At 72.9% G+C, this 15,565-nt stretch carries 14 protein-coding genes; 9 read left to right on the forward strand and 5 right to left on the reverse strand.

Annotation, left to right across the window (positions count from 1 at the left end; translation table 11 throughout):
• The first annotated feature begins 172 nt into the window (after nt 1-172).
• The 5 genes from RBL05_RS10505 to ppsA all read left to right on the forward strand — a co-directional run bounded on the left by RBL05_RS10505 (nt 173) and on the right by ppsA (nt 6,761).
• Complete coding sequence (locus tag RBL05_RS10505) at nt 173-1,549, forward strand: hemolysin family protein (protein WP_318603635.1); 1,377 nt, start codon at nt 173-175, stop codon at nt 1,547-1,549.
• Nucleotides 1,546-2,586 carry a hemolysin family protein gene (locus tag RBL05_RS10510; protein ID WP_259882050.1) on the forward strand — a complete coding sequence of 347 codons (1,041 nt, stop codon included), beginning with the start codon at nt 1,546-1,548 and terminating at the stop codon, nt 2,584-2,586. The genes RBL05_RS10505 and RBL05_RS10510 overlap by 4 nt, the downstream gene beginning before the upstream one ends.
• A gap of 22 nt (nt 2,587-2,608) precedes the next feature.
• The gene (locus tag RBL05_RS10515) at nt 2,609-3,229 is read left to right on the forward strand and encodes a class I SAM-dependent methyltransferase (protein ID WP_308739536.1); all 621 of its coding nucleotides are present in this window, start codon (nt 2,609-2,611) and stop codon (nt 3,227-3,229) included.
• Between the two features lie 186 nt (nt 3,230-3,415).
• Entirely contained in the window at nt 3,416-4,333 is a 918-nt protein-coding gene (locus RBL05_RS10520) for a pyruvate, water dikinase regulatory protein (protein WP_308739535.1), read from the forward strand.
• A gap of 25 nt (nt 4,334-4,358) precedes the next feature.
• Nucleotides 4,359-6,761 (forward strand): phosphoenolpyruvate synthase, encoded by a 2,403-nt coding sequence (gene ppsA / locus RBL05_RS10525; RefSeq protein ID WP_318603636.1) that lies wholly within the window; start codon nt 4,359-4,361, stop codon nt 6,759-6,761.
• A gap of 125 nt (nt 6,762-6,886) precedes the next feature.
• Here the strand turns inward: ppsA and RBL05_RS10530 are convergent, their stop codons facing one another.
• The 3 genes from RBL05_RS10530 to RBL05_RS10540 form a co-directional block, all read right to left on the reverse strand.
• Nucleotides 6,887-7,270, reverse strand: a complete 384-nt coding sequence (locus tag RBL05_RS10530) for a hypothetical protein (RefSeq protein ID WP_062946962.1) — start codon at nt 7,268-7,270, stop codon at nt 6,887-6,889.
• A gap of 296 nt (nt 7,271-7,566) precedes the next feature.
• The gene (larC, locus tag RBL05_RS10535; protein ID WP_318604316.1) at nt 7,567-8,370 is read right to left on the reverse strand and encodes a nickel insertion protein; all 804 of its coding nucleotides are present in this window, start codon (nt 8,368-8,370) and stop codon (nt 7,567-7,569) included.
• On the reverse strand, nt 8,295-9,119 hold the full coding sequence (locus tag RBL05_RS10540; protein ID WP_318603637.1) for a LarC family nickel insertion protein: 825 nt from the start codon (nt 9,117-9,119) through the stop codon (nt 8,295-8,297). The genes larC and RBL05_RS10540 overlap by 76 nt, the downstream gene beginning before the upstream one ends.
• 71 nt (nt 9,120-9,190) lie before the next feature.
• Between RBL05_RS10540 and RBL05_RS10545 the strand changes: the two genes are divergently transcribed.
• The 4 genes from RBL05_RS10545 to RBL05_RS10560 all read left to right on the forward strand — a co-directional run bounded on the left by RBL05_RS10545 (nt 9,191) and on the right by RBL05_RS10560 (nt 13,776).
• Nucleotides 9,191-10,960, forward strand: a complete 1,770-nt coding sequence (locus RBL05_RS10545; RefSeq protein ID WP_308739532.1) for a bifunctional chorismate-binding protein/class IV aminotransferase — start codon at nt 9,191-9,193, stop codon at nt 10,958-10,960.
• 109 nt (nt 10,961-11,069) lie between these two features.
• Nucleotides 11,070-11,858: a hypothetical protein gene (locus RBL05_RS10550; RefSeq protein ID WP_308739531.1), complete on the forward strand. Its 789-nt coding sequence runs from the start codon at nt 11,070-11,072 to the stop codon at nt 11,856-11,858.
• A complete protein-coding gene (locus RBL05_RS10555; protein ID WP_318603638.1) occupies nt 11,858-13,312 on the forward strand; it encodes a hypothetical protein in 1,455 nt (484 codons plus the stop codon). The genes RBL05_RS10550 and RBL05_RS10555 overlap by 1 nt, the downstream gene beginning before the upstream one ends.
• Nucleotides 13,313-13,377: 65 nt before the next feature.
• Complete coding sequence (locus RBL05_RS10560; protein ID WP_308739529.1) at nt 13,378-13,776, forward strand: hypothetical protein; 399 nt, start codon at nt 13,378-13,380, stop codon at nt 13,774-13,776.
• 42 nt (nt 13,777-13,818) lie between these two features.
• Here RBL05_RS10560 and RBL05_RS10565 read toward each other — a convergent pair whose 3' ends face one another.
• Both RBL05_RS10565 and RBL05_RS10570 read right to left on the reverse strand, forming a co-directional pair.
• Nucleotides 13,819-14,481, reverse strand: coding sequence for a carbonic anhydrase (locus RBL05_RS10565; RefSeq protein WP_308739528.1), 663 nt, complete (start codon nt 14,479-14,481; stop codon nt 13,819-13,821).
• 136 nt (nt 14,482-14,617) lie between these two features.
• Nucleotides 14,618-15,559, reverse strand: coding sequence for a ribokinase (locus tag RBL05_RS10570; protein WP_308739527.1), 942 nt, complete (start codon nt 15,557-15,559; stop codon nt 14,618-14,620).
• Nucleotides 15,560-15,565 lie beyond the last annotated feature (6 nt).

Raw genomic sequence — 15,565 nt, forward strand, 5'->3', positions numbered from 1 at the left:
ATTCCCTCCCGCCGTCCAGGGGGCGGGCTGTAGCATTCCTGCATTCCCCGCCGAGAGACGGCGGGGTTCCCCAGGAGCACCAGGAGATCATGAGCGCCGCCAGCGACGCCCCCAGTGACAGTCCCAGGCCTTCGGGCCTGCACTCATTCACTTCCCACGGGGGGATCCGTCCATGGATCTGATCGGTCCCCTCGTCTCGCTGGCGATCGGGCTCCTGCTCGTGCTGGCCTGCGGCGCCTTCGTCGCCGCGGAGTTCTCCCTGATCACGGTCAACCGCAATGACGTGGAGGCCGCCGCCGAGAGCGGCGACAAGCGCGCCGGCGGTGTCCTGCGGGGAATGAAGACCCTCTCCACGCAGCTCTCCGGAGCGCAGCTGGGGATCACGGTCACCAACCTCGGCATCGGCTTCCTCGCCGAGCCCGCGATCGCGGCCCTCGTCGGCCCGCCGCTCGTGGACGCCGGGCTCAGCGAGGTCGCGGCCCGCTCCGCGTCGGTCGCCCTCGCCCTGGTCCTCGCCACCGGCATGACCATGATCTTCGGCGAGCTGGTCCCCAAGAACATGGCGATCGCACAGCCGCTGCGCACCGCGAAGCTGGTCGTCGGCTTCCAACGCCTGTTCAGCACGATCTTCGCCCTCCCGATCCGCCTGTTCAACGGCAACGCGAACGCGGTGGTGCGGGCGCTCGGCGTCGAGCCGCAGGAGGAGCTGAGCTCCGCCCGCAGCGCCGACGAGCTGTCCGTCCTGGTCAAGCGCTCTGCCGACGAGGGCGCCCTCGCCGAGGAGACCGCCTCGCTGGTGCAGCGCACTCTCGCCTTCGGCGACCGTCGCGCGCACGACGCGATGGTGCCCCGCGGCAGGGTCGACTCCCTGGAGGTCGACCAGACGGTCGCCGACCTGCTGGAGCTCGCCCGCGAGACCGGGCACTCCCGCTTCCCCGTGCAGGACGAGGAGAACGAGATCGCGGGCGTCGCGCACATCCGCCACGGCCTCGCCGTCCCCTTCGATGAGCGGCCCACCACGAGGGTCGACGCCGTGATGGGACCGGCGACGTTCGTGCCGGACACGGTGCCGCTGGACGACCTGATGGACACCCTCCGCGCCGGCGGCCTGCAGATGGCCGTCGTCGTCGACGAGTTCGGCGACCACGCCGGCCTCATCACCCTCGAGGACCTCGTCGAGGAGATCGTCGGCGAGGTCCGCGACGAGCACGACGAGGAGATGGACGACACCCCCGAGCCCGACGGCTCCTGGGACCTCGACGCGCGCATGCGTCCCGACGAGGCGACCGAGCGGCTCGGCGTCACCGTGCCCGAGCACGAGGACTACGACACCCTCGGCGGCCTGGTCACGATGGAGCTCGGCCGCCTGGCCGAGGTCGGCGACGAGATCGTCGTGGACACCGACCCGGCGCCCGGCGAGGAGCCGGCGCGCCTGCGGATCGTCGTCGTCGAGATCGACGGGATGCGGATCGAGACCGTGCACGTGATCGTTGAGGCGGTGCCCGACGAGACGGATGTGCGGGCCGAGGACGAGGAGGTGGCCCGATGAGCGACTACGTCGGCCTGCTGGCCACCCTGGTCCTGCTGCTCCTGAACGCCTTCTTCGTCGGCGCGGAGTTCGCGCTGATCTCCGCGAGGCGCTCCGTCATCGAGCCGAAGGCGCTCGAGGGGAACTGGGCCGCGAAGGTCACGATCTCCGCGATGGAGCAGGTCTCCCTCATGATGGCGGGCGCCCAGATGGGCATCACCGTCTGCTCCCTCGCGCTCGGCGCGATCAGCGAGCCCGCGATCGCGCACCTGCTCGAGGGCCCCTTCGAGGCGATCGGCGTGCCGGGCGCGCTCACCCACCCGATCAGCTTCGTGATCGCGCTGTCCCTGGTCACCTATCTCCACGTCGTCTTCGGCGAGATGGTGCCCAAGAACATCGCGCTCGCCGGCCCCGAGCGGATGGCGCTGATCCTGGCGCCGGTGCTGATGGGCATCGTCACCGTGCTGCGGCCGCTGCTGTGGCTGCTGAACTCCATCGGCAACCTCGTGCTGCGGATGATGGGCATCGAGCCGAAGGACGAGGTCACCAGCGCCTTCACCCGCAACGAGGTCGCGGCGATGGTGAGCGAGTCCCGCGAGGGCGGACTGCTCGAGGACAACGACGAGGCGCTGCTGCTGGGCGCCCTGCGCTTCGAGGCCCGCTCGGTCGCGAACCTGGTCATCCCGCTCGAGAAGGTCTCGACCCTGCCCGAGGGCGCCACCGCCGCCCAGGCGGAGGCCGCGGCCGTCGAGGGCTACTCCCGCTTCCCCGTGAAGGCGGCCGACGGGCGCCTGACCGGCTACGTCCACATCAAGGACCTGCTCGACGCCGTCCAGGCCACGCGCGACGAGCCGATCCCCGCGGAGCGGATCCGGGCGCTGCCCCGGATCGGCGGCGACCAGCCGCTGCGCGACGCGCTCGCCGAGATGCAGGGCTCCGGCGCGCACCTCGGTGCGGCGACCGGTCCCGGCGGCGAGGTGATCGGCGTGGTCACCCTCGAGGACATGCTCGAGGAGCTCGTGGGCCAGATCCGAGACGACTCGCGCGCGTACGCCTGAGGACGGGCCCGACAATGGGGTCATGACGACCCCCGGCATCGGCCCTGACGAGAACCTGTGGACGGCCGCGGTGCGGCGCGATCCTGAGCATGCGGCCGGCTACGCCGCACGCTGGAAGCGCCTCGCCGCGGCCGGTCAGGACCTGGACGGCGAGGCGCGGCTGATCGACGCCATGGTGCCGCGCGGCTCGCGGATCCTCGATGCCGGGTGCGGCACGGGGCGGGTCGGCGGGCGCCTGGCGCGGGCCGGGCATGAGGTCGTCGGTGTGGATCTGGATGCGGATCTGATCGAAGTGGCACGGTCCGAGCAGCCCCGGGGCCGGTGGGAGGTGGGGAACCTCGCGGAGCTGGACCTGGTCGATGGGCATGGGGAGCGCGAGCAGTTCGATCTCGAGGTGTGTGCGGGGAACGTGCTGACCTTCCTCGCGGGGGCGGAGCGCCGGCCGGCGCTCACGGCGCTGGCCGCGCAACTTGCGCCGGAGGGTCGCCTGGTGGTCGGGTTCGGGCTCGACCGCGGCTACGCGATCGAGGACTTCACGGCCGACGCCGCCGCGGCCGGGCTCGTGCTCGCCCAGCGCTTCTCCACCTGGGACCTCCGCCCCGCCGCGGACGGCTTCCTGGTGGGGGTGCTCGAGAAGGCCTGACCACCTCGACTGCTCGTGCACGATCACGCTCGGGTGAACGCGCACCTCGGCGATCTCGCGCAGCGAGGAGGTGAGCCGCGCCACCTTCGTGGTCGGGCGCACGCGGCGACGGCGCTCGCGGCTACGGTGGCCCCAGCACACCGACGTGTCCCCGGCCCCGGCCGGGCCCATCGCAAGGGGCGCCGAATGAACGCATCGCTTCCGATTCCCCCGCCGCTGCCGGCCGCTGGCCGGCAGACGTCCGCGAGCCCCCGCCAGCGCCCCGCCGCGGAGCGTCCTGCGGCCGATGCGGTCCCCGTCTTCTTCATCTCCGACTCCACCGGCATCAGCGCCGAGACCATGGGCAACGCGCTGCTGCTGCAGTTCCCGTCGGTCCCCTTCGAACGTCGGCTGATCCCCTTCCTCCGGACCGTCGAGGAGGCTCGGGAGGTGCGCGAGGACCTCGATGCGGCGGCGGACAGCGAGATCGCGCCGCTGGTGTTCCTCACCGTCGTCGACGAGTCGGTGCGCCAGGAGCTGCTGCGCACCCGCGCACCCGTGATCGACTTCGTCAGCGGCCATCTCGCCCAGCTCGAGGCGCAGCTCGGCGTCACCGGCGATCACGCCCCCGCCCGGCTCCACGGTGTCGGCGACTCCCGCCGCTACAACCGCCGCATGCAGGCGGTCGAGTTCGCCATCGAGCACGACGACGGGCAGTCCGTGCGCGCGATCGAGAAGGCGGATGTCGTCCTCATCGCGCCGTCCCGCTGCGGCAAGACCCCCACCTCGATGTACCTCGCGCTGATGCACGGGATCTTCGTGGCGAACTACCCGCTGGTGGACGAGGACCTCGCCGGCGAGGTGCTGCCCGGCTCGATCTCCGCCGTCGCGGACCGCTGCTTCGGCCTGCTGACCTCGCCGGAGCGGCTGACCGCCGTGCGCTCCGAGCGCCGCGCCTCCTCCCGCTACGCCTCCCTCGAGCAGACCCGCTGGGAGCTGTCGAGGGCCCGCCGCGTGTACGACACGCACGGCATCGACTTCGTCGACTCCTCCAGCAAATCGGTCGAGGAGATGTCCACCCTGATCCTCCAGTCCCTGGCTCGCCGCGGCACCACCGCCCGGTGAGCGTCCCCACCCCGAAGGAGCAGCAATGACGCAGAGCATCCGATGGTTCTCCGAGCTCGGCATGGCCGATCTCGAGCAGGTCGGAGGCAAGAACGCCTCCCTGGGCGAGATGGTCTCGAACCTCTCCGCCCTCGGCGTCGCGGTGCCCGACGGCTTCGCGACCACCGCCGACGCCTATCGGGAGTTCCTCGGCGCGACGGGCCTGGCGGAGCGGATCGATCAGCGGCTGCAGGGCCTGGACACCGACGACACGATGGCGCTCGCCGAGGCGGGCCGCGAGATCCGGGCGCTGGTCATCGAGCAGCCCTTCCCCTCCGCCCTCGAGGAGGGGATCCGCGAGGCGTACTCGACGCTCGCCGCCGGCAGCGGCGAGGAGGCGTCCTTCGCGGTGCGCTCCTCCGCGACCGCCGAGGACCTGCCGGACGCGTCCTTCGCCGGGCAGCAGGAGACCTTCCTGAACGTGCGCGGCATCGACGACGTGCTGCTCGCGATCCGGGAGGTGTTCGCCTCGCTCTACAACGACCGGGCGATCGCCTACCGCGTCCACCACGACTTCGAGCACGCCGCGGTCGCGCTCAGCGCCGGCGTGCAGAAGATGGTCCGCTCCGACATCGGCTCCTCCGGCGTCATGTTCACCGTCGACACCGAGTCCGGCTTCGACCAGGCCGTGTTCATCACCTCCGCCTTCGGGCTCGGCGAGGGCGTGGTCCAGGGCGCGGTCAACCCCGACGAGTTCTACGTCCACAAGCCCGGGCTGCGCGAGGGCCGGCCCGCGATCCTCAAGCGGCAGGTGGGCGAGAAGGCCACCAAGATGATCTACACGACCGACACGGCCGTCGGCCGCACCACCGCCTTCGTCGAGGTGGATCCCGCCGAGCGGGTGCGGCTGTCCCTGACCGACGAGCAGGTCACCGAGCTCGCGACCCAGGCGCTGGTCATCGAGGAGCACTACGGGCGAGCGATGGACATCGAGTGGGGCCTCGACGGGGCCGACGGGAAGCTGTACATCCTCCAGGCCCGCCCCGAGACCGTGCAGTCCCGCGCCGGGAACACCGTGGAGAAGTACCTCCTGGCCTCCCGCGGCCCCGTCCGGGTCGAGGGTCGCGCGATCGGCGCCCGGATCGGCGCCGGCCCCGTCCGGGTGCTCGACACGATCGACCGCATGCACGAGTTCCAGCCCGGCGAGGTGCTCGTCGCCGACATGACCGACCCCGACTGGGAGCCGATCATGAAGCGCGCCAGCGCCATCGTCACCGACCGCGGCGGGCGCACCTGCCACGCCGCGATCATCGCCCGCGAGCTGGGGATCCCGGCCGTGGTCGGCACCGGCACCGCCTCCCGCGACCTGGCCGACGGGGACGAGGTGACCGTCTCCGCCGCCGAGGGCGACACCGGCTACGTGTACGAGGGGATCCTCGACTACTCGGTCTCCTCCTCCGAGGTCGACTCGATGCCGGCGCTGCCCACGAAGATCATGATGAACGTCGGCAACCCCGAGCAGGCGTTCTCCTTCTCCCGCCTGCCGAACGCGGGCGTGGGTCTGGCGCGGCTGGAGTTCATCGTGAACCGCCAGATCGGCATCCACCCGCGTGCCCTGCTCGAGCTGGACCGGCTGGAGAAGGACGAGCCGGAGATCGCCGCGCAGGTCAAGGAACGGATCGGCGCCTACGCAGGGCCGCGCGAGTTCTTCGTCCAGCGCGTCGCCGAGGGCGTGGCGACCATCGCCGCGGCCTTCCATCCGGAGCCGGTGATCGTGCGGATGAGCGACTTCAAGTCCAACGAGTACGCGAACCTCCTGGCCGGCACGCTGTTCGAGCCGGAGGAGGAGAACCCGATGATCGGCTACCGCGGCGCCTCGCGGTACCTCTCGGAGGACTTCGCCGACTGCTTCGCGATGGAGTGCGAGGCGCTGCGGTACGTGCGCGAGGACATGGGGCTGACCAACGTGAAGCTCATGATCCCCTTCGTGCGCACCCCCGCCGAGGGCAAGGGCGTGATCGACCTGCTCGCGAGCCACGGGCTGGTGCGCGGGGAGAACGGGCTCGAGGTGATCATGATGTGCGAGATCCCCTCGAACGCCGCGGTGCCGGAGCTGTTCCTCGAGCACTTCGACGGCTTCTCGATCGGCTCGAACGACATGACGCAGCTGACGCTGGGCCTCGACCGCGACTCGGCGCTGGTCGCCGACGCCTTCGACGAGCGGGACCCGGCGGTGAAGTTCATGCTGGGCCGTGCGATCGAGGCGTGCCGGGCGGCGGGGAAGTACGTCGGCATCTGCGGGCAGGGCCCGTCGGACCATCCGGATCTCGCCGAATGGCTGCTCGAGCAGGGCATCGCCTCGATGTCCCTGAACCCGGACACGGTGGTGGACACCTGGCTGCGGCTGGCGAAGCTGAGCGGCGGGCAGGGCGGCGGCGAGGTGGGCTGACGCTCTGACGCGTCGCGAGCTCCCCGGCGATCCGTCGCGCGGGGAGCTCGCGGCATGGTGGGCGAGGAGCGTTGCCGGGCGCGGTCGGGCCCTGCTCCGTCAGGCTGCTCCGTCAGGCCGCTCCGTCAGGCGCGGTCCTCGTCCTTCATCACCGGCATCTCGCCGGTGCGGGTGGCGTGGCTGCCGCCGCTAGGCTGCGAGGTGACGGTGGTGAGCAGGAAGGCGCAGTCCTCGAGCGCCTCGACGGCGTGGCGGAAGTGGGTGAGCGCATCGAGGTCGCCGGCGCGCAGCTCCGCCTCCTCCTGACCGGTCACGCGCACGCTGCCGCGCACCACCTGGATCGACGCGGCGGGCGGGGAGTTGTGCTCGGGCAGGCGCACGCCGCGGCGCAGCGCGATGACGCTCTGGCGCAACGGGCCGTCGCTCACCAGGACCTCCGCGTGGCGTCCGTTCTCGGCGGTGCGGGCCATGGTCATGGCCTTGGTGATCGCGTCGGGCAGGGCAGGCATGAGGTCCTCCTCCTCGGGAGCGGCGTCGGTCCCTTCCCAGTATCTCGCGGGGGGCGGGGTGCCGCTGTGGAACGGGGGAAGTCGAGCCGGGCGATCGGCCGGGCGCGGCCCGAGGGCCGCTGGTCATGACCGTCGGCAGAACGGTGTGCCGGGAGCGAGCAGCGGTGCTGTCGAAGAAATCGGCGTACGTGATGTACGTGATGTACGTGCTTTTCTGCAGCAGCCCCGCCGGTCGCTGCGGTCGCCGGTGCCGTTGTCGTCGCGTGGGGGCCGGGAGAGCGTCGGCACGGGCCGTGTCAGCTGGTCGCGAGACCTGCGGCGGCTTCCTTGGCGAGGTCGAGCATGGTGCGCTCGCTGATGCCGAGCACGCGGGCCGCGGCGGCGACGTCGCGGAACTCGGGTTCGCGGCGCACGACGGTGCCGTGCTGGTCGCGGGCGATCTTCACGGCGATGCGCTGGCCGCGCACCTCGACCTCGGTGAACTCGCGAGTGCGGATGACCCGGTCGACCCGGTGCATCCGCACGCCGAGGGTGCCGGTGCGGTCCATGAGCAGGGCCGCGGCGGGGCCTTCGGAGCCCTCGCGTATCAGTGCGTGGATCGTGACGGCAGGGCGGCCGTGCTTCATCGAGATCGGGACGAGCCAGGCGTCCAGAGCGCCCGCGTCCAGGAGCTCCTCAAGGACGCGGGGCCAGAGACGAGGGTCGAGGTCGTCGACGTTCGCCTCGAGCTGGAGGGCGGAGGTGGGGGTGGCGTGGGCGTCGGGCGGGAGATCGTCGGCAGCCAGCTCGTTCGCGGCGAGGGTGCTGGGGGCGGGGGCGGGGTCCGCTGCCGCGGGATCGGCCGGGGAGGGCGCGGTCACCTGCGGCGCCGTGGACCGGGGTGCGGTCGTCGGGAGCGCGGTGGAAGGCCGCCCGGCGGCGTGCGGCTCGGGGGTGAACGGGCGGCCGACGAGGACTCGGACGACGTTCGGGCGGCCGGGGGTGTCCTTGGTGCCGGCGCCGACGCCGAGCGCTTCGGTGGCGATCATCGGCTGGGGGCCGGCAGTCGCGGCGAGGCCGCGCAGGAGGGCGACGCCGGTGGGGGTCGCGAGCTCGCCGATGCCGGGGGCGACACCGGAGGGGACGCGCCGGCCGCCGTGCTCGTGCGGACCGCCCTGGGCGTGGGCGGGCAGGGCTGCGTCGGAGTCGGGGACGGGGACCGGGTCGTGGGAATGGGGATGGTCGTGCGCGTGGTCGTGGCTGTGGGAGTGCGCGTGCCCGCGCGGGGGAGGATCTCGCCGGCGATCGTCGGCCAGCCGAGGGCGAGGCGGGCGACCGCGGGGACCGGGACGGGGATGTCGCCGTGCGCGGCGCGGATCCGACCCGAGCCGACGGCGAGCACACTGCCCGTCGCCTCCTCGATGCCGAGCTGCCGCCACGCCTCGCAGGCCCCGATCACGTCGGCCAGGGAGTCCAGCGCCCCCACCTCGTGGAAGTGGACCTCGTCGGCCGGGACCCCGTGGGTCGCGCCCTCCGCCTCGGCGAGACGGCCGAAGACCGCCAGCGCCAGGTCGATCGTGCGCTCGGGGACGTCGCGGCCCCGCGCCTCCTCGAGCAGGTCCCGGATCGAGGCCCAGGTGCGATGCGGCGGGTCGTCGACCAGCACCTCCACGTCGACCTTCACCGCGCGCTGCCCGCCGCGGTCCACGTCGGAGCGGAGGAAGCGCACCGAGTCCGGGACCAGCGCGTCGAGCACCTGCTGGACGCCCGCGAGGTCCGCGCCGGCGTCGACGAGCGCGGCCAGCAGCATGTCGCCGGCGATCCCGGCGGTCGCGTCGACAAAGGCGGTGCGGGGGGTGGCGGGATCCATGACCGGATCGTATCGGCACCGCCTCCTCGGACCACCACGACGACGAGCCCCGGATCGGGCAGAATGCGGGGATGACCTCCGCTTCCGCTCCCGCGCCGCGCGCCCGGCTCGACGACCTCGTCGCGGGCACGACGCTGCAGTTCGGCCGCTTCGCGCGGGAGATCCGGGCGGAGCGGCCGGGGGATGTGCGGCTCGCGCTCGCCGAGATCGAGCAGGCCGTCGCCGACGGCGCGTGGGCAGTGGTGATGATCGCCTACGAGGCCGTCGCCGGGCTCGACCCCGACGCACAGGTCCATGCCGGGCAGGACGGACTGCCGCTGGTGTGGGCGGGGATCGCGGAGGCCCCGGACCCCGACCCCGCCCCGCTCACCCCCGCGGGCGGGTACGCGCTCGAGCCGTGGCGGCCGGACTGGACCCGCGAGGAGCACGCCGAGGCGATCGCGGCCGTGCGGGCGGCGATCGCCGAGGGCGACACCTACCAGACGAACCTCACCACCAGGCTCCGCTCGCGCCTCGTCGGCGACCCCTACGGCCTCTACGGCGACCTCGCCCACCGTCAGCGCGGCGCCCACCACGCCTATCTCGAGATCGGCCGCCACACGGTCGTCTCGGCGAGCCCCGAGACCTTCCTGACCTGGGACGGGAACGAGATCACCACCGCGCCGATGAAGGGCACCGCCCCGCGCACCGGCGATCCCGCGACGGACCAGGCGGCGCGGGAGACGCTCGCGACGGGGGAGAAGGACCGCGCCGAGAACGTCATGATCGTGGACCTGCTGCGCAACGACATGGCCCGGATCAGCGAGCCCGGCAGCGTCGAGGTCACCGAGCTGCTCGGCGTCGAGGAGTACCCGACGCTGTTCCAGCTCGTCTCCCGCCTGCGCTCCCGGCCCCTGCCCGGCACCGGGCTCGCGGGCGTGCTCGGCGCGATGTTCCCCTGTGGCTCGATCACCGGCGCCCCGAAGCTCTCCACGATGGAGCTGATCACCCGCCTCGAGCACACCCCGCGCGGCGTGTACTGCGGCGCGATCGGCGTCATCGCCCCGGGCCGCGAGGGGGAGCCCCCGCGGGCGAGCCTCTCCGTCGCGATCCGCACCGTCGTCATCGACCACGAGGCCGGCGGTGCTGCCGTCTACGGAGCGGGCGGCGGCGTGACCTGGGGATCCACGGCGGACGGGGAGTACGACGAGCTGCTGGTCAAGGCCGCCGTGCTGCCGACGGGGCAGCGCGAGCCCTTCGCGCTGCTGGAGACCTTCGCCGTGAGGGACGGTCGTGCGCAGCACCTCGAGCCCCATCTCGAGCGACTGCGCGGCTCGGCCGAGCGCTTCGGGATCGGGATCGACGAGGAGGCGCTGCAGGCCGCGCTCGGGCAGGTCGCCGCGCTCGAGGGCGAGCAGCTGGTGCGGCTGCGGCTGCGGCGCGACGGGAGCCTCTCCGTCGAGCCCCGCCCGCTCACTCCCGCGCCGGAGCCGGTGCGGCTCGCGCTCGACACGGTGCCGACGGTCTTCCCCGCCGGGCTCAGCGCCCACAAGACCACAGTGCGCGATCATCTCGACGCGGCGCGTGAACGGCACCCGGAGGCCGATGATGTCATCCTCCGCGGGGCTCACGGCCGGCTGGTCGAGACCACCATCGCGAGCCTCGCCCTGCGCTTGGACGGCACCTGGTGCACCCCGCCGCTCGTCGACGGCTGCCTCGAGGGGGTGGGGCGGCGCCTCGCGCTCGAGGGCGGGGAGCTCGTGGAGCGGGAGCTGACGGTGGAGGATCTGCGACGGGCGGAGGAGATCGCGGTCATCAGCTCCGCACGCGGGTGGCGTCGGGCGGTGCTGCGGGAGGGCTGACGACGACTGCCCGCCGCCTGTCCATGGGGAGTCCTCCCCATTCCCACCCCCGTCGGCCGCGCCTAACGTGCGCGGAGGAGTGGTGTGACGACGGGCGAGGGGGACGGTCATGGGGAATCGGGACGAGTCGGAGCAGGCGAGGACGCCAGGGGCGGGGCCGCGGGTGACCGCGCTGCCCGGGCCCTCGCGGCTGGTGCGGATCACCGAGGGGGCCTTCGACCGGGTGCGTGCGCTCGCGCTCGGGGAGGAGCCCGCGCCTGAGCTCACCGAGGAGCAGGTCGTCGAGCTCGAGCTCGCCGGGCTCCTCGTCGACTCCCCGGACGACGAGGATGCGCTCGTCCTCGACCAGCACTGGGAGCAGCTGCTGCGCAGCGGGCTGCGCTCGCCGGTCGGCGCCGAGCTCGTCTGCGTCGACGGGGACCGCGGCTGGACCACCACGCTGCGGATCGCCGGACGGTTCGTGCTGGTCATCGACCAGGAGCACGAGGTCAGCGCCGACGAGACGACGATGCGGCTCGGCCGACGCTCGAACGCCGTGCTGCTGGGCCTGGCGACCATCGAGCACCTCGGCGCGCTCGTGCGGGCCCTGGTCCCGCAGCGCCCCGCCTTCACCGACGCGGAGCCCGCCCCCGCCCCGGAGCACCTCGCCGACGCCCCGTCGACCGCGCAGGTGCAGATGGTCGTCGTCTCCTCCCCGACCCCGGAGGAGACCACCGTCGGCGGCGGCTCCTGGTACGCGCTCGGACAGCACGGCGAGCAGCTCGCCCTGCTGGTCCCCGGCGAGGACGGCGCCGAAGTGCGCGAGGCCGCACCCGGCTCCCTCGCCGACGCGCTGTGCGCGAAGGTCATCGGCGCGATCGACCATGTCACCGCTCACGCCGCGGGGAGGGCCGCCTGATGAGCTTCCAGGGCATGGACACCGAGCAGGTCACCGGACAGTCCGAAGCGCTCGCCCGGGCGGCGCAGCGCCTCGAGGGACTGCTCGGCGACCTCGACGGCAGCGTCCGGTCGGTCGCCTGGGTCGGCCCCGACGCCGACGCCTTCCGCGAGCAGTGGGGGAGCACCCGCCGCGAGGGCGAGTCGCTCGTGATGCCCGGGCTCGAGGACCGCTCCCGCGAGCTGCAGCAGCACGTCGAGGAGCAGGACCGGGCCTCCGAGGACGGCGACGGCGGCTGGTTCGGCGACATGATGGACTGGCTGGGGGACAACGCCGGCGACGTCGTCGACGCGATCGGCGACGGGTTCGACTGGCTCGGGAACCGCATCTCCGACGGCGCGGACTGGCTCGGCGACCGGGTCGGCGAGGGCCTGGACTGGTTGGGCGATCGCGTCCAGGACGGGAAGGACCTGGTCAGCACCGCGATCGACGCCGTGCGGGACTTCGAGTGGCCGCGCTTCACCGAGGTGCTGGTCGACGGGGCCACGGGGCTGGTCCGCGGGGCGAACGGACTGGTCGAACTCGTGACCGGGGTGGACCACCACTGGGGCGACGACGGCACCGGCTACGCGGACGCGCCCGTCCCGGTCACCGGCGAGGAGTCCGGCCTGGTGCCCCCGAGCGACCTCTCCCAGATCATCGCGAACACCCAGCAGACCTACGGCGACAAGGAGACCGGCGAGGTCTCGATGAGCGTGGTCGGCAACCCGCCCACCGGCGTGATCGTCAACATCCCCGGCACGGAGCAGTGGGGGCTGCGTGCCGGGGACAACCCGATGGACCTCACCGGCAATGCGCTGCAGGCGGGCTCCGGCGGCTGGTCCGCCGGCTCCCAGGCGACGGCCGACGCGATTGCGCAGCTCTATGCGGACAACGACATCCCGCCCGGCACCCCGCTGATGCTGGGCGGCCATTCGCAGGGCGGCATGATCGCCTCGAGTCTCGCCGCGAACGAGGACTTCGCCTCGCAGTACAACGTCACGAACGTCATGACCTACGGTTCGCCGGTGGACAACTACTCGGTCCCCTCGTCCGTGAACCAGCTGAACATCCAGCACGGGTCGGACCTCGTGCCCCGCATCGACGCCGAGGGCTCGTACATGGGGCCGATCGTGCCGGGGCCCAAGGGCATCCCGATCCCGCTGCCGGTCCCGAGCCCCTCCGAGCTGCTCGCGAACCAGAACATCGGCTCCGGCAGCACCACCACGGTGACGCTCGACAGCCCCGGCTCGAACATCTTCGACGTCGGCACCAACCACAGCGGCGCCGAGTACCAGAACTCCGTCCAGACCCAGCTGCAGGACCCGAACTCGGCGCTCTCCCAGTACAACCGGGACCCGAGCCTCGCACCCTTCCTCACCGGAGATCCCGGCAACGTCCAGCACTACAGCTCTGGCGTGCACCGTGAGAACTGAGGCGGCGCGCGGTGACGGTGGGGGATGATGGGCCGATGAGAGGCGTCGGCCGCAGAGGAGTGCTCGTGGGGATCGTGGGAAGCCTGCTCGCCGCCTGCGGACTCGGCGGGCGCAGCGACGTCGGCGCCGTGCAGGACGCGCTGCGCACCGCCGTCGAGGCGCTGCCCGAGCACCTGGATGGCCTCGTGCAGTTCCAGGACTCCACCAGCGCCGGCACCACCATCGGCGGGGTGCTCGTGCTGGAGGGGGAGGACCGGGCCGGCGTCGAGAAGTCCCTGCTCACGGTGCTGGAGACCGTCTCCCGCACCTACCGCGAGCAGCCCGGGGTGCGACGGGCCTTCGTGCGGATCGAGGCGCATCCCGAGGGCGATGCCGCCCTGCGGGTGCTCGCCGCGGACGTCGTCGAGCCGGCCTCCGGCGCGAACGTCACCACCGACGACCTCGAGGCGCAGCTCGGCGGCTGAACGCTCTGCTCAGCTGGCGGTGCCGGTCAGAAGCGGTGCCGGTCAGCGGGCGATGTCGAGCTGCCCGACCCAGGAGATCGGGGAGACCCGGCCCTCCTCGAGCTGGTACTGGCAGCCGACGATCCCCAGCCGCCCCTCGGCGACCGCGTCGGAGATGACGGTGGACTGGCGCATGAGGGCGTTGACCGTCTCGTCGAGGTGGCGACGGCCCACGGCGTCCACATCGATCAGCGTCGGCTCGACGTAGGGGCTGACCTGCTGGGTCGCGAACCACTCCTGCTGCACGGCCGGGCGGATCTCCTCGAGCTCCTTGCGGATCGCGGGGGTGACCTCGCTGGGGTTCGCGGTGGTCTGGTCGATCGCGGCCTTCACCGCGCCGCAGGAGCCGTGGGCGAGCACCACGATGACGGCGACGCCGAGCTCCGCGACCGCGAACTCCATGGTCGCGACCGTGTTCTCGTTCGCGATCTGGCCGATGTTGCGCACCACGAAGAGGTCGCCCAGGCCGCAGTCGAAGAGGATCTCCGCTGCGACGCGCGAGTCGGAGCAGCCCAGGAACGCCGCGTTCGGCGCCTGCGCCCCGGTCAGCTCGGAGCGACGGGCCGCGTTCTGCTGCGGGTGGCGCAGCTCCCCGGCCATGAACCTCTCGTTCCCCTCGGCGAGGGCATCCCAGGCCTGCTGGACGGTGACGCGGGGAGTAGTCATGGGGGCGATCCTTCGTGGTGGGGTCCGCCGGGCGGGTCCGCTCGGCGCAGGGGCGCGACCTCGCGGGCTCACGCCCCGCCGCAGGATACTCCCGCGTCCGCTCCGGCTCCGTGGCGTCCGCCGTGAGGGCGTCGCCTCAGGCCTCGTGCAGCGGCGGAAGCGCGTCGGCCGCGGTGGGATAGCTCGGCTGGGCGCCCTCGCCGGTCGCCGCGAAGGCGCCGACGCGGGAGGCGAGGCGGGCGGCGGTGGCGAGATCGTCGCCGCGCGCGAGTCCGAGGGCGAGCGCGCCGATGAAGGCGTCGCCGGAGCCGGTGGTGTCCACGGCCTCGACCGGGGCGGGCGGGATGCGGCGCACGCCGGCCTGGTCGGCGACCAGCGAACCGTCCGCGCCGAGGGTGAGGACGGCCGAGGGGATCCCCGCCGCGCGCAGGGCGGCGACGACGGCCTCGGGATCCTCGGGTGCCTCCTGGCCGGGGGCGAGCTGGGCGAGGACGAGCCCGGCCTCGTGCTGGTTCACGACCAGCGGGTCCGAGGCGCGCAGCACCGCCGGATCCAGCTCCATCACCGGGGCGGGGTTGTGGAGGAACCGGCCCGTGACCAGCGCGGGCAGCGCCTCGATGCCGTCCCGCGGGATCTCCCCCTGGCACACGACGATGCGCGCTGCGGAGATGACCTCGGCCGCGGCCCGGACGCGGGCGGCGTCCATGGCGTCGTTCGCTCCCGCGATGACGACGATCGAGTTCTCGCCGTCCTCCGCGACCGTCACGATCGCCAGTCCCGTCGGCCCCTCGATCTCCGCGACATGGCCGAGGTCGACGCCGGCCTCGCGCAGCGCGGACACCGCCGCCTCCGCCTGGACGTCGGAGCCGACGGCACCCACCATCGCGACCCGTGCGCCGAGGCGCGCGGCGGCGACGGCCTGGTTCGCTCCCTTGCCGCCGGGCAGCATCTGCCCGCCCGTGCCGTGCAGCGTCTCCCCGGGCCGGGGATGGCGCTGCACCTGCGCGAGGAGGTCGACGTTCACGGAGCCGACGACGACGATCGTGCCGTCGGGCGAGGAGGCGGTCGCAGCGGTCATGACGGG

This window comes from Brachybacterium sp. GU-2, from assembly GCF_030866705.2.
GTDB classification, from domain to species: domain Bacteria; phylum Actinomycetota; class Actinomycetes; order Actinomycetales; family Dermabacteraceae; genus Brachybacterium; species Brachybacterium conglomeratum.